General features: G+C 69.7%; 21 protein-coding genes. 10 read left to right on the plus strand and 11 right to left on the minus strand.

Annotated features, from left to right (window positions below):
• The first annotated feature begins 26 nt into the window (after positions 1 to 26).
• A complete protein-coding gene (greA, locus tag H9656_RS12800) occupies positions 27 to 509 on the plus strand; it encodes a transcription elongation factor GreA (RefSeq protein ID WP_191744642.1) in 483 nt (160 codons plus the stop codon).
• A gap of 13 nt (positions 510 to 522) precedes the next feature.
• On the opposite strand, the gene H9656_RS12805 is transcribed toward greA, so the two are convergent.
• A complete protein-coding gene (locus tag H9656_RS12805) occupies positions 523 to 2,160 on the minus strand; it encodes a leucyl aminopeptidase family protein (RefSeq protein ID WP_191744643.1) in 1,638 nt (545 codons plus the stop codon).
• Between the two features lie 376 nt (positions 2,161 to 2,536).
• Between H9656_RS12805 and H9656_RS12810 the strand changes: the two genes are divergently transcribed.
• Positions 2,537 to 3,481, plus strand: coding sequence for a LysR substrate-binding domain-containing protein (locus H9656_RS12810; RefSeq protein ID WP_191744644.1), 945 nt, complete (start codon positions 2,537 to 2,539; stop codon positions 3,479 to 3,481).
• 229 nt (positions 3,482 to 3,710) lie between these two features.
• On the opposite strand, the gene groL is transcribed toward H9656_RS12810, so the two are convergent.
• Together groL and groES are read right to left on the minus strand one after the other, a co-directional pair.
• On the minus strand, positions 3,711 to 5,357 hold the full coding sequence (gene groL, locus H9656_RS12815; protein ID WP_191744645.1) for a chaperonin GroEL: 1,647 nt from the start codon (positions 5,355 to 5,357) through the stop codon (positions 3,711 to 3,713).
• A 57-nt stretch (positions 5,358 to 5,414) separates the two neighbouring features.
• A complete protein-coding gene (groES, locus tag H9656_RS12820) occupies positions 5,415 to 5,702 on the minus strand; it encodes a co-chaperone GroES (protein ID WP_114817120.1) in 288 nt (95 codons plus the stop codon).
• A gap of 239 nt (positions 5,703 to 5,941) precedes the next feature.
• On the opposite strand from groES, the gene H9656_RS12825 reads away from it, so the two are divergent.
• On the plus strand, positions 5,942 to 6,412 hold the full coding sequence (locus tag H9656_RS12825; RefSeq protein WP_191744646.1) for a hypothetical protein: 471 nt from the start codon (positions 5,942 to 5,944) through the stop codon (positions 6,410 to 6,412).
• A gap of 88 nt (positions 6,413 to 6,500) precedes the next feature.
• Here H9656_RS12825 and pgi read toward each other — a convergent pair whose 3' ends face one another.
• A complete protein-coding gene (pgi, locus tag H9656_RS12830) occupies positions 6,501 to 8,105 on the minus strand; it encodes a glucose-6-phosphate isomerase (RefSeq protein WP_191744647.1) in 1,605 nt (534 codons plus the stop codon).
• 166 nt (positions 8,106 to 8,271) lie between these two features.
• Here pgi and H9656_RS12835 point away from each other — a divergent pair, with 166 nt between their 5' ends.
• Positions 8,272 to 8,748 carry a hypothetical protein gene (locus tag H9656_RS12835; RefSeq protein WP_191744648.1) on the plus strand — a complete coding sequence of 159 codons (477 nt, stop codon included), beginning with the start codon at positions 8,272 to 8,274 and terminating at the stop codon, positions 8,746 to 8,748.
• Between the two features lie 109 nt (positions 8,749 to 8,857).
• Here the strand turns inward: H9656_RS12835 and H9656_RS12840 are convergent, their stop codons facing one another.
• The 4 genes from H9656_RS12840 to H9656_RS12855 all read right to left on the minus strand — a co-directional run bounded on the left by H9656_RS12840 (position 8,858) and on the right by H9656_RS12855 (position 12,795).
• A complete protein-coding gene (locus H9656_RS12840; RefSeq protein ID WP_191744649.1) occupies positions 8,858 to 9,532 on the minus strand; it encodes a thioredoxin family protein in 675 nt (224 codons plus the stop codon).
• Positions 9,533 to 9,554: 22 nt separating this feature from the next.
• Positions 9,555 to 11,756, minus strand: coding sequence for a protein-disulfide reductase DsbD family protein (locus H9656_RS12845; RefSeq protein ID WP_191744650.1), 2,202 nt, complete (start codon positions 11,754 to 11,756; stop codon positions 9,555 to 9,557).
• A 104-nt stretch (positions 11,757 to 11,860) separates the two neighbouring features.
• A complete protein-coding gene (locus tag H9656_RS12850) occupies positions 11,861 to 12,316 on the minus strand; it encodes an OmpA family protein (protein ID WP_225212511.1) in 456 nt (151 codons plus the stop codon).
• A gap of 125 nt (positions 12,317 to 12,441) precedes the next feature.
• Entirely contained in the window at positions 12,442 to 12,795 is a 354-nt protein-coding gene (locus tag H9656_RS12855) for a YMGG-like glycine zipper-containing protein (RefSeq protein WP_191744651.1), read from the minus strand.
• A 153-nt stretch (positions 12,796 to 12,948) separates the two neighbouring features.
• Here H9656_RS12855 and H9656_RS12860 point away from each other — a divergent pair, with 153 nt between their 5' ends.
• Positions 12,949 to 13,926: a diacylglycerol/lipid kinase family protein gene (locus tag H9656_RS12860; RefSeq protein WP_191744652.1), complete on the plus strand. Its 978-nt coding sequence runs from the start codon at positions 12,949 to 12,951 to the stop codon at positions 13,924 to 13,926.
• Positions 13,926 to 14,714, plus strand: a complete 789-nt coding sequence (locus tag H9656_RS12865) for a metallophosphoesterase family protein (protein WP_191744653.1) — start codon at positions 13,926 to 13,928, stop codon at positions 14,712 to 14,714. The genes H9656_RS12860 and H9656_RS12865 overlap by 1 nt, the downstream gene beginning before the upstream one ends.
• 67 nt (positions 14,715 to 14,781) lie before the next feature.
• On the opposite strand, the gene H9656_RS12870 is transcribed toward H9656_RS12865, so the two are convergent.
• The 3 genes from H9656_RS12870 to H9656_RS12880 form a co-directional block, all read right to left on the minus strand.
• Complete coding sequence (locus tag H9656_RS12870; RefSeq protein WP_025976523.1) at positions 14,782 to 14,961, minus strand: DUF1328 domain-containing protein; 180 nt, start codon at positions 14,959 to 14,961, stop codon at positions 14,782 to 14,784.
• Between the two features lie 100 nt (positions 14,962 to 15,061).
• Positions 15,062 to 15,460, minus strand: coding sequence for a hypothetical protein (locus H9656_RS12875; RefSeq protein ID WP_191744654.1), 399 nt, complete (start codon positions 15,458 to 15,460; stop codon positions 15,062 to 15,064).
• Complete coding sequence (locus H9656_RS12880; RefSeq protein WP_191744655.1) at positions 15,460 to 15,804, minus strand: glycine zipper domain-containing protein; 345 nt, start codon at positions 15,802 to 15,804, stop codon at positions 15,460 to 15,462. The genes H9656_RS12875 and H9656_RS12880 overlap by 1 nt, the downstream gene beginning before the upstream one ends.
• A 143-nt stretch (positions 15,805 to 15,947) precedes the next feature.
• Between H9656_RS12880 and H9656_RS12885 the strand changes: the two genes are divergently transcribed.
• From H9656_RS12885 to mutS, 4 genes are all read left to right on the plus strand, one after another.
• Positions 15,948 to 16,601, plus strand: coding sequence for a fumarylacetoacetate hydrolase family protein (locus H9656_RS12885; protein WP_191744656.1), 654 nt, complete (start codon positions 15,948 to 15,950; stop codon positions 16,599 to 16,601).
• On the plus strand, positions 16,598 to 17,245 hold the full coding sequence (gene maiA, locus H9656_RS12890; protein WP_191744657.1) for a maleylacetoacetate isomerase: 648 nt from the start codon (positions 16,598 to 16,600) through the stop codon (positions 17,243 to 17,245). The genes H9656_RS12885 and maiA overlap by 4 nt, the downstream gene beginning before the upstream one ends.
• 69 nt (positions 17,246 to 17,314) lie before the next feature.
• Positions 17,315 to 18,214: an aldo/keto reductase gene (locus tag H9656_RS12895; RefSeq protein WP_191744658.1), complete on the plus strand. Its 900-nt coding sequence runs from the start codon at positions 17,315 to 17,317 to the stop codon at positions 18,212 to 18,214.
• 173 nt (positions 18,215 to 18,387) lie between these two features.
• The gene (gene mutS, locus H9656_RS12900) at positions 18,388 to 21,015 is read left to right on the plus strand and encodes a DNA mismatch repair protein MutS (RefSeq protein WP_404821571.1); all 2,628 of its coding nucleotides are present in this window, start codon (positions 18,388 to 18,390) and stop codon (positions 21,013 to 21,015) included.
• Positions 21,016 to 21,036 lie beyond the last annotated feature (21 nt).

The following is a 21,036-nucleotide window of genomic DNA, read 5'->3' on the forward strand; positions in this document are numbered from 1 at the left end:
GGGCGCCGGGGCCTATGTTGATGGTCATGAGCGTCGCCTTTACCCGAGAAGAAGATCTGGAAGCCACGGCGGCGGACCTGCCGGACCGGCCGATCTCGCCCCACCCGAACCTCGTCACGCCGCAAGGGCTGGCTCAGATAGAGGCCGAGCTGGCGGCTGCGCGGGCGGCCTATACGGCGGCGCAGGCGGCGGGCTCCATCGAGGCCGACCGCACCGCCATGGCGCGCGCGACGCGCGACCTGCGCTACTGGTCGGCGCGACGCTCGACGGCCCAGCTGGTCGAGGCGCCGCCGGACGGCCAGGTCCGCTTCGGCGACACGGTGACGATCGAGCGCGAGGACGGCCGCACCCAGACCTGGCGCATCGTCGGCGAGGACGAGGCCGATCCGGCCAAGGGCAGTGTCAGCCACGTCTCGCCCCTGGCCCGCGCCCTGATGGGCAAGCGCGAGGGGGAGGAGGCGACGGTCGCGGGCCAGTCGGTCGAGATCGTCGCCATCCAGGAAGGTTGAGGCTGAAGGCGGCTTAGTAGCCGCCCGCGCCCTTCTCCTTGGCCACCGGCTGGAAGTCGCGCACGAAGCGCTCCAGCAGGCGGACGCTATAGCCCGCCGAACCGGCCGGCTTGACGTCGTTGGCGGCGCCGAAGGCCATGTTGGCGATGTCCAGGTGGGCCCACGGCGTCTCGGGTCGGGCGAAATAGCCGATGAAGTGAGCGCCGGTGCCTGCGCCCGCGCCGCCGTCGCCCGAATTCTTGATGTCGGCGATGGCCGAAGAGGTGGCGCGAACATAGGAGGGGTGCAGCGGCAGGCGCCACAGGGTCTCGCCGGTGGCGTCGCCGGCCGTCTTCAGCTGATCGGCCAGCGCGTCGTGACGGCTGAACAGGCCGGCGTAGTCATTGCCCAGGGCGCCGCCGACCGAGCCGGTCAGGGTGGCCACGTCGACGATGGCGGCGGGGTTCAAGGTGGTGTCGGCCCAGACCACGGCGTCGGCCAGCACCAGGCGGCCTTCCGCGTCGGTCGAGATGATCTCGATGGTCTTGCCGTTCATGGCCGTCAGGACGTCGGCGGGGCGGATGCCGCCGCCGTCAGGCATGTTTTCGGCCAGGGCCGCGACGGCGACCACGTCCACCGGCGCGCCAGCCTTGGCCAGGGCCAGGACGGCGCCGACCACGCTGGCGGCGCCGGACATGTCCATCTTCATATTGCCCATGCCCGAACCGGGCTTCAGCGACAGGCCGCCGGAATCGAAGGTGATGCCCTTGCCCAGCAGGGCGATCGGCCCGTCGGCCGAGGCCTGGCCGCGATAACGCACGGCCAGCAGGCGCGGCGGGCGGCTGGAGCCCTGGCCGACGCCCAGCAGGGCGCCCATGCCCAGCTGTTGCATGGCGGGCACGTCCAGTTCGGTGATCTCGACGCCCGGCACGCCGGCGAAGGCGGCGCGGGCGCGGGCGACGAAGCTTTCCGGGTAGACGATATTGGCCGGCTCGTTCGACACGTCGCGGGTCCAGGCCATGGCTTCGACCAGGGCGGCCCCGCGGCGATAGGCGCTTTCAGCGGCCCCCGCGTCGTCGGCGACGAGCGTCAGTGGGCCGGGCGCCGGGCGGTCGCGGCCGGTGGTGACGTAGAGGTCCGAGCGATAGTGGCCGATGCCCAGGCCGGTGGCCAGCTCAGACGCCATGTCGGCGGACAGGCCGGAGGTCAGGGCCGTCAGGGCGCCCGGCTGGCTGTTCAGGGCGCGGCCGGCGATGATGCCGGCGGTCTGAACATCGGCGGCGCTGGGCGTCTGACCCAGGCCGACCACCAGGATACGGTCCCAGCCGCCCACGCCGTGCAGGTTGAGGGTCTGGCGCGCCTTGTAGTCGAAGCGGGCGGACTGGATCGCCGAGGCGATCGCCTGGCGCGTCCCGGCGTCCAGAGCGGCGCCGCGCGTGGCGAGATCTGCTTCTGAACCCAGCGGCAGCACCAGGGCGCCGGACGGCGCAGCGGCGGCGGCGAAGGTCACGGCGCGCGCCTGGGCCGGGGCGGCGCGGGCGGGCCAGTCCGAACGCTCGGCGGCGGGCGCCGCCCGGCGGCCTTGCGCCTCGGCCGGAACGGCGACGCTCAGGCCGGCGGCGGCGATCAGCGCGGCTGCGGCGAAGGATGAAATACGGGTGGTGCGGCGCATCGAACAGGCCCCCTCTGCGATGGTGAGGGCGCCTTTATGGGCGGGGGCGCTGTGCCGGGGCAACCGCTCCGCTGACGGAAGGCCTCCGGGCGCGACGCCTTGTCGCGCCCGGGGCGGCGATGGCCCTCAGCAGGCTGCCCGGCGCGGGGGTGTCGGGCAGGGTTTCGCCGCCCTGCGACCATCGCCCGTCGGAGCGGCGGAGCGCGGGTGAGAAGGGAGGCGGGGAGCGAACAGGCCGCCGAGCCAGCCCCACGCGGGTTCCTTATGAGTGCGATGAGTGTCTTCCATGCTCTTGATCCTTTGTCTGGACCTGAAAATGGCGCATGGTGCGCGATGAGACAAACGAGATGACCGCGTTCATTGATAAGGTTGGCTTATGTCTGATCCTCTAGCGCGGATCCCGGTCGACGCCCTGCGCGTGTTCGAGGCGGCCGCGCGCCTGCTCAGTTTCACCCGAGCGGCGGAAGCCCTGGGCATGACCCAGGCGGCGGTCAGTTGGCGCATCCGCGATCTGGAGGAAAAGCTGGAGCGCCCTCTGTTCACGCGCGGAGCGCGACAGGTAGGGCTGACCCTTGAGGGCGAGCGTCTGTCCACGGCGGCGACCGAAGCCATGACCCTGCTGCGGCGCGCTGTGGCCGAGGTGGTTGAGGCCGACCAGGGCGTGCTGGCGATCACCACCTTGCAGACGCTGGCGACCCAATGGCTGGCGCCGCGGCTGGGAGCGTTCCAGTTGGCCAACCCCGACCTGGCCGTGCGGGTCGACACCAGCGCAGCCCTGTCGAGTCTGGGAGCGGACGGGCTGGACGTGGGGCTGCGGTTCGGCGCGGGCCGGTGGCCGGGGGTGGAGAGCCGTTTTCTGATGCCTGCGATCTTCACCCCTGTGTGCAGTCCAGCGATGCGCGATCGTCTGGATTTGCAAACGCCGGCCGATTTGAAGCGGGCGCGTCTGGTGGGCCATCCGGGCGAATGGGCCGCGTGGTTCGCCGCCGCCGGCGTGGCGCCCGCCGATGCGGCGGCGCCGCCCCGGCTGACCGCCGACAACCAGGCGCTGGAGGTGGCGGCGGCCCTGGGCGATCAGGGCGTGGCCCTGGGCTCGCCCATCCTCTACGGTCGCGAGCTGGAGCGGGGCCTGCTGGTGCGGCCGTTTGCAGCGACGGTGGCCCTGGCCGAGGGCTATTGGCTCTGCTACCCGCCCGGCCGCCGCCTGGCTCCCAAGATCGCCCGCTTCCGCGACTGGGTGCTGGACACGGCGCGCGCCGATCCGGCGGTGGTCGAAGGCGCGCGGCTGGCCGGGCGCCAGGTGGGCGAGGCGGGCAACTAGCGCGCGGGTTCTCCCTCCATGGGAGGGTGGTCGACGCGAAGCGGAGATCGGGTGGGGAGGGCCGGGCGATCCTGGCCTCGGCGCCTGCATCGCCTTGCCGCCCCCACCCGGCTTCGACCTGTCGGCTTCAGCCACCCTCCCCATGAAGGGGAGGGAGAAGCCTTGCGCAAAAAGAAAGGGCGGGACCTTTCGATCCCGCCCTTCGATCAGCTGAGGCTGTTAGGCTTCCTTAGAAGTCCATGCCGCCCATGCCGCCCATGCCGCCCATGTCGGGGGCGCCGCCGGCGCCGCCCTTCTTGGGCGCGTCAGCGATGGCGGCTTCGGTCGTGATCATGATGCCCGCGACCGAGCCGGCCGAGGCCAGAGCCGAGCGGACGACCTTGGCCGGGTCGATGACGCCCATTTCCACCAGGTCGCCGTACTCTTCGGTCTGGGCGTTGAAGCCGAACTCGGGCTTGTCCGACTCCAGCACCTTGCCGACCACGATCGAGCCTTCGACGCCCGAGTTTTCCGAGATCTGACGGATCGGAGCCTGCAGGGCGCGGCGGACGATGTTGACGCCGGCGTTCTGATCGGCGTTGTCGCCCTTCAGCACGTCCAGCACCTTGGAGGCCTTCAGCAGGGCCACGCCGCCGCCCGGGACGATGCCTTCATCGGCAGCGGCGCGGGTCGCGTTCAGGGCGTCGTCGACGCGGTCCTTCTTTTCCTTCACTTCGACTTCGGTCGAGCCGCCGACGCGCAGGACGGCGACGCCGCCGGCCAGCTTGGCCAGACGCTCTTGCAGCTTTTCCTTGTCGTAGTCCGAGGTGGTGTCCTCGATCTGACGCTTGATCTGGCCCACGCGGGCCTCGATGCCGTCCTTCTCGCCCGAACCTTCGACGATGGTGGTGTCGTCCTTGGTGATCTGGACCTTCTTGGCCTTGCCCAGCATGTCGAGCGTGACGGTCTCAAGCTTGATGCCGAGGTCTTCCGAGATGACCTGGCCGCCCGTCAGGATGGCGATGTCTTCCAGCATGGCCTTGCGGCGGTCGCCGAAGCCCGGAGCCTTGACGGCGGCGACGCGCAGGCCGCCGCGCAGCTTGTTGACCACCAGGGTGGCCAGGGCTTCGCCTTCGATGTCTTCGGCGATGATCAGCAGGGGACGGCCCGACTGAACCACGGCTTCCAGCACCGGCAGCATCGGCTGCAGCGAGGTCAGCTTCTTCTCGTGGAGCAGGATGAGCGGCTCTTCGAGGGAGACCTCCATCTTGTCCGGGTTGGTGATGAAGTAGGGCGACAGGTAACCGCGGTCGAACTGCATGCCCTCGACGATGTCGACGGTGGTTTCGGCGGTCTTGGCTTCTTCGACGGTGATGACGCCTTCGTTGCCGACCTTGGCCATGGCCTGAGCGATCAGGTCGCCGATTTCAGCGTCGCCGTTGGCCGAGATGGTGCCGACCTGGGCGATTTCCGAGTTGTTGGAGACCGGCTTGGAGTTCGACTTGATCTCTTCCAGCACCGCTTCGACAGCCTTGTCGATGCCGCGCTTCAGGTCCATCGGGTTCATGCCGGCGGCCACGGCCTTCAGGCCTTCCTGGACGATGGCCTGGGCCAGAACGGTGGCGGTGGTGGTGCCGTCGCCCGCCTTGTCGTTCGCCTTGGAGGCGACTTCGCGGATCATCTGGGCGCCCATGTTCTCGAAGGCGTCTTCCAGCTCGATTTCCTTGGCCACCGAGACGCCGTCCTTGGTCGAGCGCGGGGCGCCGAAGGACTTCTGGATCACGACGTTGCGGCCCTTCGGACCCAGGGTCACCTTGACGGCGTCAGCCAGGACGTTGACGCCCTTCAGCATCTTGTCGCGGGCGTCGGTGTTGAACTTTACGATTTTAGCGGCCATGCGGGCTGCTCCTATCTAGATGTTTTTACGTTAGAATTCCGGAAACCAGGACGCGTCTTACGACAGCACGCCCAGGACGTCGGATTCCTTCATGATGATCAGGTCGTCGCCGTCGATCTTGACCTCGGTGCCCGACCACTTGCCGAACAGGATGCGGTCGCCGGCCTTCAGTTCCAGGGCGACGTGCTTGCCGTCTTCGTCGCGGACGCCAGGGCCCACGGCGACGACTTCGCCTTCCTGGGGCTTTTCCTTGGCCGTGTCGGGGATGATGATCCCGCCCTTGGTCTTGGATTCTTCTTCAACGCGCTTGACCAGCACGCGGTCGCCGAGCGGACGAAACGCCATCTGAGTAACTCCCGTTAGGATGTAGGTTCCAGCCCTCGGAGCCCGCGACTTTGGCAGTCGCCCTCCCCGAGTGCTAACGACCGGGGAGTTAGGCAGGGGGGCGGGGGGCGTCAAGGGCGGGCGCGGGCGAAATTGGGCGCCTGGATGAAGCGAAAATGAACAGACGCCCCTGGGGTCGTTCAGACAGGCTTCGCTAAAAGGGGGACAACGGATCAACCGGCTTTCGAAAGGAGCCCGCCATGAAGTCCCTGTTCAAGATCGGCGCCGGCGCTATCGCCCCTGCTCTGGTTGTGACGATGCTGGCCACGACCCCGGCCGCAGCTCAGAACTATCGCGACCGCGATCGCGACAACACCGGCCGTGACGCCGTGCTTGGCGCCGTCGTCGGCGGCGTCGCCGGCGCGCTGATCGGTCAAGGCGACGGACGCTATGTCGCGGGGGGCGCGCTAGCCGGCGCGGCCCTGGGCGCGGCTTCTTCCTCGTCGAGCAACGACAACTGCGACTACTACCGCGGCGGCCGCTGCTATCGGAACCAGGGCCACTGGGAACGCGATCACGGCATCAATAGCCGCGACGGCTATTACAACGGCCGCAATGATCGGAACAACGGCCGCTACTATCGCGACGGCCGCTACTGGAAGAACCACGGCGAGTGGCGCAGCCATCAGAACCGCCGCGACCGCGACTATCGCTACGATCGCCGTTGGTAATCGAACGGCGAACTAAGGAAAGGCCCGGTCTCGCGACCGGGCCTTTTTCGCGAGTATAGTCAGTTCGATAGCCTTCGAGGGGCGAACGTCACGCCGTCAGCCGCCGCAGCAGATCGGCCGTCGACGGGTCCAGCTCAGGCGACGGTTCGCCCTTGGCCGCGTCTTTCAGCAGAGCCTTGGCCAGAACCTTGCCCAGCTCCACGCCCCATTGATCGAAGCTGTTGATGTCCCAGATCACGCCCTCGACGAAGGTCTTGTGCTCATAGAGGGCGATCAGGGCGCCCAGGGTCTGCGGCGTCAGCCGTTTCATCAGCACTGTGGTCGAAGGACGGTCGCCGGAGAAGGTCTTGTGCGGCACCAGCCGGCCCGCCTCCGCTTCGGACGCGCCAGAGGCCATCAGCTCTGCGTGGGCCTGGGCCTCGTTCTTGCCGACCATCAGCGCCTGGGCCTGAGCCAGGGCATTGGCCCAAAGATAGGTCGAGGGCGTCTTATCGCAGGTGCGGCCGACTATGATGAAATCGACCGGAACAACCTGCGACCCCTGGTGCAGTTGCTGGAAGAAGGCGTGCTGGCCGTTGGCGCCCGGTTCGCCGAAGACCACCGGACAGGTCTGTCGACCGACAGGCGAGCCGTCTTGGCGCACCTGCTTGCCGTTCGATTCCATTTCCAGCTGCTGGAGGAAGGCGGGCAGGCGGCGCAGGGCATGGGCGTAGGGCGCGACGCTGCGCGCGCCGCGAAGCAGTCCGTCGACGTTGTAAATCTCCGCCAGCGCCAGCAGCACCGGCGCATTCTTCTCCAGCGGGGCTTCGAGGAAGTGGCGGTCCATGTCGGCGGCGCCGTCGAGAAACGCCTGAAACGGCTCCCATCCCAGGGCGATGACACAGGACAGGCTGACCGCAGACCACAGGGAATAGCGCCCGCCGACCCAGTCCCTGAAGGCGAAGGTGCGGCCGCAGCCGAAGGCCTGCGCCTTTTCCGGCGCGGCGGTGACGCCGATGAAGTGTTTGGCCAGGCCCTCCGCCGGCAGGGCGTCGGCCAGCCAGGCCTTGGCGGCCTGCGCGTTCAGCAGGGTCTCCTGGGTGGTGAAGCTCTTGGAGACGACGATGGCCAGGGTCGTTTCCGGATCGAGCCCGGCCAGGGCCTCGGCCATGTCCCGCGGGTCGATGTTGGCGACGAAGCGGAGGTCGACGTCCGGGTCGAGCGGACGCAGGGCGTCCCAGATCAGGCGCGGACCCAGGTCTGAGCCGCCGATGCCGATATGAAGCACCGTCTCGAACCGGCGCCCTGTGGCGCCTGTCTCATTTCCATACCGCAAAGCTTGGGCGTAGGCCTTCATCTCGGCGCGCACCGCCTCGACCTCAGCCGACACCGGCTCGCCCAAGGCGCGGAACTGTGCGCCGTCCGGTGCGCGCAGGGCTGGGTGCAGGACGGCGCGGCCTTCGGTCAGGTTCACGGCCTCGCCCGCGAACAGAGCGGCGCGGCGGCCCTCGACGTCGCAGGCCCGCGCCAGCGCCAGGGCGGCCTCGAACCCGGCCCGTGACCAGCTCTGCTTGGACAGGTCCAGATGCAGCCCCGCCGCGTCCAGCGTCATCCGCGACAGCCGGTCGGGGTCGGCGGTGAACTGATCCTGGATGCGGGAGAGCGCATCTCGGCGAGCGGCGGCCTCCAGTTCAGTCCAGGCGACATGCGGCATCTTGGTCTCCCATAAGGGGGCCGTGTTCGGAGGCGATCCGCTCTGGCCCGGGGTTTGCAGGCTCTGGTTTACGGCTCAGGCCGAGAAGAGTTCAATCCAAGATCGGGTCAAGCGGGATTTCCAGCGGAAAGCCGATTGTCCCCCGCTCCTTTGTGAAAGGCACGCCATGTCCTGCGCCATCGCCCTCGCCGTCGCCCTGATGCTGGCCGATCCCGCCGTCGCCGCAGCCGCCGCCCTGCCGCCCGTCGCCCCGTCGGCCCCGGTGTCGGTGGCGCAGGAGCCTCTGTTCGCCGATCTGGTCGCGCGTTCAGGCGCGCTGAAGTCGATCGTCGACGGCTGGATGGCCTCGGGCGAGGCGGATCGCTCGGGTTTCTTCACCGGCGCGGCCTGGGCGACGTTCAAGGGGCAGGCGACGGAACTGGCCCAGCGCGACATGCAGGGCCATCTGATCCTGAAGGAACGCGGCACCGACAACGACCTGAAATGCATCCTGCGCGGCATCTCGGAGGACATTCCGCTGAAGGTCGCCGCGCTGGAAGACGCCGCCGACGCCCCGGCCCGCAAGCTGGCGCTCGACGAGCTGTCCTATCTGCTGAACGACAACGTCGAGGTCATCACCTCGCCGCCTCAGCCGGCGGCGTAGCCGCCAACTGAGGCTTGATGCTTGGGCCTATCGCGCTTCGCGCTACTTGAGGCCCATTTTGTAGCCTATCGCGCTTTTGCGCTGCTTGAGGCCTGGTTGGGGGTGGCGATCAGCCCTCGACCGTTTCCGGGTATTTGATGGCGCAACCGTAGGGCGCGGCGTAGGCGGTCTGGACCGGGCGCCCGGCCTTGGCGTCGACCAGGGCGGCGCGGACGAAGTTGTTGGCGCCGTTCAGGTCCTCGACCTTGTTGGTCGGCCGGTCGTCTATGCCGCCGACGTAGATCAGCCGCCCTTCCGGATCGATGATGCGCATGTCGGGCGTGGTCTTGGCGTCATAGCGCTTGCCGACCTCGCCGGTCGGATCCAGCAAAAGGTGGGTGAAGGCGGCCTTGTGCTTGGCCTTCCAGGCTTGCGCCTCCTCGCCTTCCACGAAACCCTGCGTGCCCGGCGCCGAGGAGATGATGGTCAGCCAGACCACGCCGTCGGCGGTCGCCTCGCGCTGCAGGGCCTGCATGGCGCCGGTGTAGTGCTTCTTCACGAAGGGACAGCCTTCGTTGGTCCATTCCAGCACGACCGTCTTGCCGCGGAAATCGGCCAGAGAGCGCTGCTGCCCCTCGGCGTCGACGATGGTGAAGGCGGGAGCCATTTCGCCGGGACCCGGCGCCTCGGTCGCTTCGGGCGCGACGGCGGCGTTTTCGGAACGCTCGGGCGTTGCCGCCGGCTGTTGTTGGCAGGCGGCGAGAAGCAGAACAGAGGCGGAAGCGGCGGTCAGCAGACGGAACATGGCGGTCTCCCCAGAGATGAAATCAGTCGATGGCGTCCTTCAGCGCGTCGATGACGACGCCTTCGGTCAAGAGTTGCGGCAGGATGCGCGGCTCAGGCCGGCCCGGCGCATAGACCAGATACAGCGGCACGCCCGAGCGGCCGTGGCGCTGCAGTTCGGCGGTGATGGCGTCGTCGCGCCGCGTCCAGTCGCCGACCAGATAGAGGGCGTTGGCCTGATCCAGCGCCTGCGATGTGCGCGCCGAGGACAGCGCCGTGCTTTCGTTCACCTTGCAGGTCACGCACCAGTCGGCGGTGAAGTTGACCAGAACCGGCCGCCCCTCGGCGAGCGCGGCCTTCACCGCCTGCTCGGACCAGGGTTGAGACGATAGACGGGAAGAGGGGGCGCCGCTCTCAGACGAAGCGGCGGGGGCCTTGCCCGCCAGCACGCCCAGGCCCAGCGCCGCGATCAGGGCCAGCAGGGCGCCGACGCCGGCCGCCCGGCCCTTGCCCGATGCGGCCTGCGCCCGACCATAGAGCCACAGCGCCAGCGCCAGCATCAGGCCCGCCCCGAACAACAGGGCCAGCGCGTCGGCGGTCTGGCGGCCGTAGACCCAGGCCAGCCACAGGGCGGCGCCGTACATGGGGAAGGCCAGCAGGTTGCGCAGGGTCTCCATCCACGGTCCCGGCTTGGGCAGGCGCGCCAGCAGGCGCGGATTGAGGCTGATCAGCACATAGGGCAGGGCCAGTCCCAGCCCCAGCATCAGGAAGACCGCCAGCGCCATCGGCCAGGGCATGAACAGGGCCGCGCCCAGCGCGAAGGCCATGAAGGGGGCGGTGCAGGGGGCGGCGACGACCACGGCCAGCACGCCGGTGAAGAAGGCGCCCGCGACGCCGGGCAGGCGCGACAGCGGGCCGTGCCCCGCGCCCTGCAAACCGGCGCCGATGTGGAAGACGCCCGACAGGTTCAGCGCCACCGCCAGCATCAGCAGGGCCAGCGCCGCCACCACGCCCGGCGACTGCAGTTGAAAGCCCCAGCCCAGCGCCTGACCGCCCGCCCGCAGGGCCAGCAGGGCGCCCGCCAGCACCAGGAAGGTCGCCAGCACCCCGGCCAGGAAGGCCAGGCCGTCGCGGCGCGCCTCGGCCGGCTGATGCGCGGCGCGGCTCAGCGAGGCCGCCTTCATCGCCAGGATCGGGAAGACGCAGGGCATCAGATTCAGGATCAGCCCGCCCAGCAGGGCGAACAGGGCCGCCTTGGCGAAGTCGGGCAGGGCGGTGGCGGCGGGGGCTGTCTGCGCGCCCTCGCCGTCGCCGATCGCGCCGTCGCCCGTGACGCCGGTCAGGGCGGCGCCCGGCTCGGCCGTGATCTCCCAGGCGCCCAGATCGGTGGACAGAACGCCGCTGATCGGCCCTTTCAACCCATTGGACGTCAGGCCGCGTCCGGCGGCGACGGTCACAGTCAGGCCCTGCGGCCCGCGCTCACCCGACTGGGCGGCGGCGTGGTCGATCACTCCGCCCTCGAAGGGATGGAAATAGGCCCATCGGGGCGCCGCGCCCGCCAGCGGGCCGCCGCTGGCCGTCAGGACCAGTCGTCCGTCAGCCAGAGCGACGCGCGCCTCGATCCCGGCCGGGCGGGGAGCGGCGGCGACGACGTCCTGGATCGCCTGGCCGAAGCGGGGGTCCAGCGGCGCCGCGCCCTGGCGCACCGGCAGGTCCAGCGCCAGGTCGAGGTCTTCGGGCACGCACATTTCGTCGCTGCAGACGTAGAAGTGGGCGGTGACGCCCAAGGGGAGGCTGCGGCCGGGCGGGGCGTCGGCCGGAATCTCGATCGGGACGGGCAGGAGGACGGCGCCGGAATAGCCGTAGTTCATCAGGCTCTGCAGCCGCTGACGCTCGGGCAGGGGCCACAGGATGTCGCCCGGCGCGACGCCCGCAGGCAAGGACCAAGTCAGGGTCGTTGGGCCGCCGGAATCTCCCTGATTGCGCCAATAGGTATGCCAGCCGGGCTTGATCTCCTGGCGGATGGCGACGACGGCGGTCGAGCCGGGGGCGGCCCAGGCGCTCATCGGGACCAGTTCCGCCTCGATCCGTTCTGTGCGCTGCGGGCCCGGCGCAGCGGAAGCCCTGGCGACCGGCGCGGCGCCGGCCGCCAGGGCGTCGCGCAGGGCGGCCTCGGACGCCGGCGTGCTCGCCGCCGCAGGAACGGCGAGAGCAAGCCAGGTCAGGAGTAGAAACAGAATGCGCAAGGGCGAGGCCGGGAACAGAAGAGAACCGAAGGCGTCGAGCTTAGACTCTCAAGCCCCGCCTAGCCACGGCCCGCGACGGCGGGCCGCAGCCGACCGTCCGTGCCTCAGCGCGGGCCGACGACTTCGATCAGCACCTCGGTGCGGCGGCGCAAGGGGTCGTTGACCCCGCCGACCAGAGCCCCGTCGGCCCCGGCAGCCTCGATATCGAAGGCGGGGGCGGGCAGACCTGCGCCGGCCAGCGCTTCGGCGACCGTGCGCGCGCGCCGCTCGGAAATGGTCTGGTTGGCGGCGGCGGTTCCGCTGCGCGCGTCGGCCAGGCCGGTCACCTTGACGTGCTTGATCTGGCAGCCCTGCAGCTGGGTGGCGGTCATGCCGATGGCCATGCGGGCGGCGTCGGTCAGGGTGGCGCGGTCGGGGACGAAATAGACTTCGAAGCGCTTGTCGGCGCAGGCCGACGGGTCGCTGACCAGATCGCTGCGCTGCTTATAGCCGCTGGTGGCGGCGCAACCGGCTGCGGACAGGCCGAGGGCCAACAGAACGACCGTGGAAACAAGCTTCATGTCATCCCCCTTGCGCGTGTCCTGCGGCGCGCGCTCCTTCATCAAAAAGGGCGACCCACGGCGCGCGGATCGCCCTTTCAGACTGTCCCGAAAACGTTTCGGGCGCCAGAGGCTAGACGGCGGTATCAGTAACGGCGCTGACCGTTCTCCCAGTAGCACTCGCTCTGACGGTTATCGTAGCAGTAGTAGTAGCGGCCTTGGTTGTCGCGGTAGCGTTGCTGGTTGTTGCGGTCCTGGTTGGAGCCGCGGATTGCGCCCGCAGCGCCGCCCGCCAGCGCGCCGATGGCCGCGCCCGTCGCCGCGTTGCCGCCGCCGACGTTGTTGCCGATGATGGCGCCGGCTACAGCACCCAGTCCGGCGCCGACCGCGCCTTGGCGCACGGCTTCGTCCGAGCCGTAGCCGCCGCCGTAATACGGATCGCTGGCGCAGGCGGTCACCAGAAGTCCGGCGCCGGCAATGGCGATGATCGCCTTGTTCATGGTTCTGTCCTTCATCCCTTAGGGGCACCCCTGAAGCTTCGATAACGCAGGGCGAACGAGGCGGTTCCGAGGCGAAACGCTGCAAGCTTCACTTAAGAATCTTCTGCCGGTGCGCCGAGGGGAACCGGGCCTGCACGCAGACGTTCGCCGCCTATGAACACTGAAGCTGAGAACGCCGCTGCGCGAGAGCCGAACGCCGGGAGCGACGCGCCGGCGTCGCCGGACCAGGCGGGGGCGCGCGCCCTCACTGAGGAAGCTCGGCTGGAGCGGATCATCATTCTGGTCAATCCGCTGTCGGGCGGAGTGGGTCCGCAGGCGGCCGAGGAGGCTGGCGCCATCCTGGCCGATTATCCCCTGGAGGCCGCGGTGGTGGTGCTGGAAGGCCCGCGGATACCCGATCAGATAGCCGAGGCGCTGGAGGCCCGGCCCGACGTGCTGTTCATTCTGGCGGGCGACGGGACCGCGCGCTCGGTCGCGGCGCGCGCCGGCGCTCAGGGACCGCTGATCGCGCCCCTGCCGGGCGGTACGATGAACATGCTGCCCAAGGCCCTGTACGGGACAGGGGACTGGAAGAAGGCCCTTCGCCTGGCGCTGGAGGAAGGGACGCCCCTGCCTGTGGCGGGCGGCGAGGTCGAGGGCGAGGCCTTCTACTGCGCGGCGATCCTGGGCTCGCCCGCTCTGTGGGCCCCCGCGCGCGAAGCGATCCGCGAGGGCAAGCTGAAGATGGCTTGGGCCTATGGACGGCGGGCGCTGAAGAAGGCCTTCTCCGGTCGGGTCCGCTATGCGCTGGACGGCGGCCCGAAAGAGAAGGCCGAAGCCCTGGTGCTGATCAGCCCCCTCATTTCCAAGGCGATGCAGAAGAACGACGGCCTGGAGGCGGCGGCCATGAACACGTCGGATGCGGCTCAGGCCTTCCGTCTGGCCGCGCATGCCCTGTTCGACGACTGGCGGCAGGACCCCAATGTCACCACGCGCCCAGCGCGCCGGATCGCGGTCGACGCCCGCTCACGCGTTCCGGCGGTGATCGACGGAGAGCCGATGCTGCTGGGCCGCGAGACGGCGGTGCGTTTCGTGCCGCGCGCCTTCATGGCCTTGGCGCCCAAGCCTGCCGCCGGCGAGGACAGCGTCTAGTGGGGCTGGTTCTGCAGTTTTCGGATGTTCATTTCGGGTGCGAGCATAAACATGCGGTGGCCGCAGCGGCGGATTACGCGCGCGCCGCGTCGGCCGATCTGATCCTGATCACGGGCGACATCACGCAAAAGGGCTATCCGGCGGAGTTCGGGGCGGCTGGGGAATGGATCCGCGCCCTGCCCGAGCCGGTCTTCGTCACTGTCGGCAACCACGACGTGCCCTATTGGGACGTGATGGCGCGGCTGTTCTGGCCCTGGCGCGCGTTTGAGCAGGCGACGGGCCACCCGGCGCACGACCATGAGTTTCGCTCAGACTCGTTGATGGTGCGCGGCGTGACCACGGCCCGCGGCTGGCAGGCCCGGCTGAACTGGTCCAAGGGCGTGATCGACCTGGACCAGACGCGCCGCGCGGCGGACGCCCTGCGCCAGGCGCCGAAAGGCGCGCTGCGCGTGCTGGCCTGTCACCACCCGCTGATCGAGATGATCGGGGCGCCGATGACGGGCGAGGTGAAGCGCGGCGACCGGGCCGCGCGCATCTTCGCCGACGCCGGGGTCGACCTGATCGTGACCGGTCATGTGCATGTGCCGTTCGCCCTGCCGGTCGACGTGGGCGACAACTGCTCCTACGCGGTCGGTTGCGGGACCTTGTCGCATCGCGAGCGCGGAGCGCCGCCGAGCTTCAATCGCATCGAATGGGATGCGACGACCGTGACGGTTTCGGCCGTGGCCTGGGACGGGCATCGGTTCGCCGATCATCAGACCTGGCGCCTGCCGCGCCGCCGGGCCTGACGGCCAGACATGAAAAAGGGCCGCGACGCCATGGTCGCGGCCCTGATTTTCACGAACAGCCAGCGCGCTAGATGCGTGGCCCGCCGCGGCCCCTGATGCCGCCCACCACGAGCGAGACGACGAACAGGATCACCGCGATGATGGCGATGAATTTGGCGATCTCGAACGACATGCCCGAGATGCCGCCGAAGCCGAGAACGGCTGCGACCAAGGCGATGATAAAGAAAATAATAGCCCAGCGAAGCATAGGCGGTACCCTCCGTAAGGTGTTGACGGGAGCGAGCTTTCGACCCCTCCCGTCGACAGCACCGCTTGCCTGAAACAACGCGCCGGAGACTTGGCCGTTCCTATCTCCGCCGGCGGACTTTACTTTTTTCGGTGAAAGCCGCCGCCACCATCGTCGCCAGCGCCGGATTGCGCAGGAAGATGAAGCCCCCGGCCAGCGCCGCCGCCGCGCCCAGGATCGGACGTTGCTGGAACAGGTGCAGGGCGCGCGCGCCCAAGCCTTCCGGTTCCTCGTCTTCCTCCTCGTCGTCGTCGCCGCGCGCGCGTCGTACGAAGACCAGGGCGACGACGGTCGCGATCAGCGCGAACAGCAGCGCCGTCAGGGCGGCCGCTATCACCGGCGTCACGACCAGAAGCAGCAGGTAATAGACCGTGGCCCCCAGGGCGACCATGGCGACGAAGGCCGCGCCGGCGGCGACGAAGGTCGCCACCGCGCGGTTGATGAGCCCCCGACCGATCATCAGCGGCGACGCCCGGCCAGCAGCAGGCCCAGAACGACGCCGACGCCGAGCGCGATGGCGGTCGACTGGATCGGGCGCTCCTGCACCCGCTCGACCACATAGCGTTGGGCCTCGTCGAACTTCTCGGCGGCGTCATCGTAGTACTCGCGACCGCGCACCTTGGCGTCGTCGTAGTAGCCGCGCGCCTTTTCACGCAGTTCCTCGCCCTGCTCGCGCAGGCGGGTTTCAGCCTCGGAGGCCTTTTCCTTCAGACGCTGGGTTTCCTCGCGGGCGCCGGCCTTGAGGTCCTCCTTCAGGGTCTTGAGGTCGTTCTTGATGTCTTCACGAGCCTTGGACGTGGCCATGATGCGCGCTCCGCTCCTTGTGTAAGCTTGACGATTAAATAGAGAAGCCCTGCCCGGAACGCCACACCGACGATCAAGGTTCCTGCAGTGCGGCGCGCCCGTCCCATCTGGCGCGCGGCGCGCCACGCTTCTAGAACAGCGCCATGACCCAATGGTTGTTCCCGCCCGCCCCGACGCCGTCCCTGCCGATTGAGGGCGATGCGCGTCGCCTGCCCGTGCGGCGCATCCTGTGCGTCGGCCAGAACTACGCGGCTCATGCCCGCGAGATGGGCGCCGATCCGGACAAGCCCGCGCCCTTCTTCTTCGCCAAGCCCAGCGACGCCCTGGTTTCGGACGGCGCCGATCCGACCTATCCGCCGGCGACGCAGAACCTGCATTACGAAGTCGAGCTGGTCGTGGCCTTGGGCGAGGATGCCCGTCCGGTCGGCTGGGCCGTGGGCGTCGATCTGACGCGGCGCGACCTTCAGGCCGAGGCCAAGGCCAAGGGCCGCCCGTGGGAGGCGGGCAAGGCGTTTGACCAGTCCGCCCCGTGCGGCGCGCTGAGCCTGACGCCGCCCGCGCCGGATGCGGCCATCGACCTGAAGGTCAACGGCGCGGTGCGTCAGTCCAGCCGCCTGTCCGACATGATCTGGGATGTGGACGGCGTTCTGTCCAAGGCGGCCGAACTGTGGGCGCTCCGGCCCGGCGACCTGATCTTTACCGGCACGCCTGAAGGGGTCGGCCCGCTGAATCCCGGCGATCAAGTTGAGGCGGTCATCGCCGGCCTGCCGCCGCTCAGCTTCACGGTGCGATCATGATCCTGCACGGCTACTGGCGCTCGGGCACCAGCTATCGCACCCGCATCGCCCTCAATCTGAAAGGGCTGGAGTATCAGCAGGAGGCGCTGGACCTGCGCACCGGCGCGCAGAAATCCGACGCCTATCTCAGGCTCAATCCGCAAGGCCTGGTCCCGGCGCTGGAGACGGACGACGGCCTGGTGCTGACCCAGAGCCCGGCCATTCTGGAGTGGCTGGAGGAAACCCATCCCGAGCCGCCGCTGCTGCCGTCGGACGCGGCGGGCCGGGCGCAGGTGCGGGCGATGGCGGCGGTGATCGGCTGCGACATCCATCCGCTGAACAATTTGCGGGTGCTGAAGGCGGTGCGAGGCCTGAACCCCGATCAGATGGGCGCCGATCAGGCGGGCGTGGACGCCTGGGCCGGCCGGTGGATCATCGACGGCTTCACCGCCCTGGAGACCCTGGTCGCACGCCACAGCGAGGGCTGGTGCTTCGGCGCGGTGCCGACGCTGGCGGACTGCTATCTGATTCCGCAGCTCTATTCCGCCCGACGGTTCCACGTTGATCTGGCCGCCTTTCCCCGTCTGCTGGAGATTGAATCGCGGGCCGAAGCTCACCCCGCCTTCATCGCCGCCCTGCCGGAAAACCAGCCGGACGCGGATTAAGCGTCTTCGTTCACCAACGGCGTTGATTTCGGTCAATCTCCCTTAAGCTTTGGCGGCGAAAGTGACGGCGTGAGATTCGCCGTTCCGCCCTCTCCGGCCGACAAACTCGCCATCGCCCTGGTGGTTGAGCCTGATCGGTCCCGCCCGCTGCCGCCCGGCCAGCGGGAAGAGGCGACGCGCCACCTGCTCCATACCGCCGGAGATTCCGGCATCGGCCTGGTCGCCACTCGGCCCGAGGGCGATGTCGAGCGCATGCTGGGCCAAGCCTGGCCCTTCCCCTCACCGTTCCGCGTCACCGTGCGCACCGTGCCCCTGGCCGACGGTCTGGACCGGGTCGAGGCGCGCGCCCGACGCTCGCTGGAGCGCATGGGCCTGCCGCGCGGCGACGCCGTCCTGGTGCAGAACGCCGCCGATCTGGCGGGCGCCGAGGGCCGCGCCCTGTGGGATCGCCTGCAGGCGCTGAAGGATCGCGGCGTCTTCCGCAAGGTCGGCTTCATCGCCACGGTCGAGGATGGCCCGGCCCTGCTGGCCCGCCGCTTCCAGCCCGACGTGGTGCAACTGACCTGCAACATCCTGGATCAGCGCGCGGCGCGTTCCGGCGTCATCGCCGATCTGGCCTCTCAGGGCATCGAGGTGCATCTGGCCTCGGTCTTCGCCCAGGGGCTGCTGTTCGCCAACCGCGAGAGCCTGCCGCCGGAACTGGCCGACCACGGCATGGCCCTGTCGCGCACCCGTCGCCGTCTGGCCGAGGCGCGGGTCGATCCGATGCAGGCGGCGCTGGCCTACGCCCTGACCCTGCCGGGCGTGGCGTCGGTCATCGCCAGCGTGGCCTCGTCGGCTGAACTGCGCGCCATCATCGCCGCCTCCCACGCTCCGCGTCCCGACATCGACTGGGACGCCCTGGCGCTGGATGAGGCGCCCGCCGCCCTGGCCTCGCGCCCGCGTCTGCGGCTGGTGAGCGCGGCCTGATCCACAGAGCTGTCCACAGGCGGCCCTTCGTCTGGGCATGAGGGACGCCGCCCGCGCTTGAGGCCGCCGTCCCGATCCGCCACCCTGCGGCCCAGATGAACGCGCCGCTTTCCCATCCCCCCAAGACCTTGGCCAAAACCGACCTCAAGCCCGACGCTGGCACGACGCCGGTCATGGCCCAGTATCTGTCGGTCAAGGCCACCCAGCCCGAAGCCATGCTGTTCTTCCGCATGGGCGACTTCTACGAGCTGTTCTTCGAGGACGCGCAGAAGGCGGCCGCCGCGCTGGGCATCGCCCTGACCAAACGCGGCAAGCATCAGGGCGAGGACATCCCCATGGCGGGGGTGCCGGTCCACGCCATGGATGGCTATCTGGCGCGGCTGATCCGCCAGGGCTTCAAGGTCGCCGTCTGCGAACAGCTGGAAGACCCGGCCGAGGCCAAGAAGCGCGGCTCCAAGGCCGTGGTCCACCGCGATATCGTGCGGGTGGTGACGCCCGGCACCTTGACCGAGGACACGCTGCTGGACGCGCGCGGGGCCAACCGGCTGGCGGCCGTGGCGATCCGCAAGGGCAGGGCCGCCGTGGCGGTGGTCGAACTGTCGGCGGGCGTCGTGGATTCGGTCGCCTGCGACCTGTCCGACCTGGGCGCAGCGCTGGCGGCGTTCCGCCCGTCGGAGGTGCTGGTCCCCGACCGCCTGTTCTCGGACGAGACGATGAAGGGGGCGTTGGACGGCTCCGGCGGGGTGGTTCAGGCCATGCCTCAGGCCCTGGCCGAGCCGGTCGGGGCCAGGGACCGGGTGCAGCGGCTCTACGGCGTCTCGGCGCTGGACGGCTTCGGCGCCTTTGAAGAGGCGGAAGTTTCGGCGCTGGGCCTGATCGCCGCCTATCTGGAGACGACGCAGGCGGGGAAGATCCCCGCCCTGACCCCGCCGCGCCGCTCGGGCGAGACCGGCTTCCTGGCCATCGATCCGGCGACCCGCCTCAGCCTCGAGATCGACCGCACCCAGCGCGGCGAGCGCGACGGCTCCCTGCTGCACGCCATCGACCGCACCGTGACCTCGGGCGGGGCGCGGGCGCTGGCCGAGCGCATCTCGCGGCCCCTGCGCGATCCGGCGGCGATCAACGCCGGATTGGACGCGGTCGAGTGGCTGCTGGAGCGGCGCGACCTGCGACGGAACCTGCGCGACTCCTTGCGCGCCTCGGCCGATGTGGCGCGGGCGACCTCGCGGCTGGCGCTGGGGCGCGGCGGGCCGCGCGATCTGGCGGCGATCCGTTCGGGGTTGAAGACGGCTGAAGGACTCAGCGCCCTGTTCGCCGCCTCGGCCAATGATCCGCTGGCCGGGCCGCCGGCGCGGGTGACGGCCTGCCTCGACCGGCTGGCGCTTGAGGGCGACCTGTCGCACCTGCTGGCCGAACTGACCGACGGCCTGATGGACGAGCCCCCCCACCTGGCGCGCGACGGCGGCTATGTGAACCCCGGCCACCGGCCCGAACTGGACGCCGCCCGCACCCTGCGCGACGACAGCCGCAAGATCATCGCTGAACTGGAAGCCAAGGCGGTCGCCGACAGCGGCGTCGCCTTCAAGGTCCGCCACAACGCGGTCCTCGGCTACTTCCTTGAAGCCAGCGCCAAGGCGGCCGAACCCTTGTTGCGCGCGGGACCGGACAGCCCCTTCATCCACCGCCAGACTCTGGCCAATCAGGTGCGGTTCACCACCGTCGAACTGTCTGAGCTGGACGCCAAGATCAGCCAGGCCGGGCACCGCGCCCTGGCCATCGAGGCCGAGACCTTCGAGGGCTGGCGGCGTGAAGTGGCGCGGCTGGCCGGACCGCTGCAGGGGGTGGCCGAGGCCCTGGCCGAACTGGACGCCCACGCCGCCCTGGCCGAATGGGCCGAAGAAGTCGGGGCCGTACGCCCCAGCGTCGATGACAGCCTGTGTTTCGCCGTCGAGGCGGGCCGCCACCCGGTGGTCGAGGCGGCGGTGAAGGCGCAGGGCCTGCCCTATACCCCCAACAACTGCGCGCTGGCGGGCGACGGCGTCGGGGCCTCGCGCCTGTCCATCGTCACCGGCCCGAACATGGCGGGCAAGTCGACCTTCCTGCGCCAGAACGCGCTTCTGGTGGTGCTGGCCCAGGCCGGCGCCTTCGTGCCGGCGCGGTCGATGAAGCTGGGCGTGGTCGACCGTCTGTTCAGCCGCGTCGGCGCGGGCGACGATCTGGCGCGCGGGCGCTCCACCTTCATGATGGAGATGGTCGAGACGGCCGCCATCCTGACCCAGGCGACGGGGCGCAGCTTCGTCGTGCTGGACGAGATCGGGCGCGGCACCGCTACCTACGACGGCCTGGCCATCGCCTGGGCCACGGCCGAGGCCCTGCATGAGACCAACCGCGCCCGGACCCTGTTCGCCACCCACTATCACGAGCTGGCCCAGCTCGAGGAAAGGCTCGACCACGTCTGCAACCTGTCGATGAAGGCCAGGGAGTGGAACGGCGAACTGGTCTTCCTGCACGAGGCGGCGCCCGGCGCGGCGGACCGCTCCTACGGCGTGCAGGTGGCGCGTCTGGCCGGGGTGCCGACGGCGGTGGTCGGCCGCGCCCGCGAGGTGCTGGAGCGGCTGGAGAATGAGAAGGCGGCGACCGCCCGTCTGGACGACCTGCCGCTGTTCGCGGCCGCCGAGCCGCCTCCGCCGCCGATGACGTCCATGCTGGACGAGGCCGTCGCCGCCATCGACCCCGACGAGCTGACCCCGCGCGAGGCGCTGGAGGCGCTCTATCGGTTGAAGGGCTTGGCGAAGGGCTGAATCCTGGCGTCCGCCGGGATG

Source organism: Brevundimonas guildfordensis (assembly GCF_014836405.1).
Classification (GTDB): Bacteria; Pseudomonadota; Alphaproteobacteria; order Caulobacterales; family Caulobacteraceae; genus Brevundimonas; species Brevundimonas guildfordensis.

Excerpts from the sequence above, each read along its gene's own strand:
- greA (WP_191744642.1), top strand. The coding sequence starts at position 27 with ATGAGCGTCGCCTTTACCCGAGAAGAAGATCTGGAAGCCACGGCGGCG.
- H9656_RS12805 (WP_191744643.1), bottom strand. The coding sequence starts at position 2,160 with ATGCGCCGCACCACCCGTATTTCATCCTTCGCCGCAGCCGCGCTGATC.
- H9656_RS12810 (WP_191744644.1), top strand. The coding sequence starts at position 2,537 with ATGTCTGATCCTCTAGCGCGGATCCCGGTCGACGCCCTGCGCGTGTTC.
- groL (WP_191744645.1), bottom strand. The coding sequence starts at position 5,357 with ATGGCCGCTAAAATCGTAAAGTTCAACACCGACGCCCGCGACAAGATG.
- groES (WP_114817120.1), bottom strand. The coding sequence starts at position 5,702 with ATGGCGTTTCGTCCGCTCGGCGACCGCGTGCTGGTCAAGCGCGTTGAA.
- H9656_RS12825 (WP_191744646.1), top strand. The coding sequence starts at position 5,942 with ATGAAGTCCCTGTTCAAGATCGGCGCCGGCGCTATCGCCCCTGCTCTG.
- pgi (WP_191744647.1), bottom strand. The coding sequence starts at position 8,105 with ATGCCGCATGTCGCCTGGACTGAACTGGAGGCCGCCGCTCGCCGAGAT.
- H9656_RS12835 (WP_191744648.1), top strand. The coding sequence starts at position 8,272 with ATGTCCTGCGCCATCGCCCTCGCCGTCGCCCTGATGCTGGCCGATCCC.
- H9656_RS12840 (WP_191744649.1), bottom strand. The coding sequence starts at position 9,532 with ATGTTCCGTCTGCTGACCGCCGCTTCCGCCTCTGTTCTGCTTCTCGCC.
- H9656_RS12850 (WP_225212511.1), bottom strand. The coding sequence starts at position 12,316 with ATGAAGCTTGTTTCCACGGTCGTTCTGTTGGCCCTCGGCCTGTCCGCA.
- H9656_RS12855 (WP_191744651.1), bottom strand. The coding sequence starts at position 12,795 with ATGAACAAGGCGATCATCGCCATTGCCGGCGCCGGACTTCTGGTGACC.
- H9656_RS12860 (WP_191744652.1), top strand. The coding sequence starts at position 12,949 with ATGAACACTGAAGCTGAGAACGCCGCTGCGCGAGAGCCGAACGCCGGG.
- H9656_RS12870 (WP_025976523.1), bottom strand. The coding sequence starts at position 14,961 with ATGCTTCGCTGGGCTATTATTTTCTTTATCATCGCCTTGGTCGCAGCC.
- H9656_RS12875 (WP_191744654.1), bottom strand. The coding sequence starts at position 15,460 with ATGATCGGTCGGGGGCTCATCAACCGCGCGGTGGCGACCTTCGTCGCC.
- H9656_RS12880 (WP_191744655.1), bottom strand. The coding sequence starts at position 15,804 with ATGGCCACGTCCAAGGCTCGTGAAGACATCAAGAACGACCTCAAGACC.
- H9656_RS12885 (WP_191744656.1), top strand. The coding sequence starts at position 15,948 with ATGACCCAATGGTTGTTCCCGCCCGCCCCGACGCCGTCCCTGCCGATT.
- maiA (WP_191744657.1), top strand. The coding sequence starts at position 16,598 with ATGATCCTGCACGGCTACTGGCGCTCGGGCACCAGCTATCGCACCCGC.
- mutS (WP_404821571.1), top strand. The coding sequence starts at position 18,388 with ATGGCCCAGTATCTGTCGGTCAAGGCCACCCAGCCCGAAGCCATGCTG.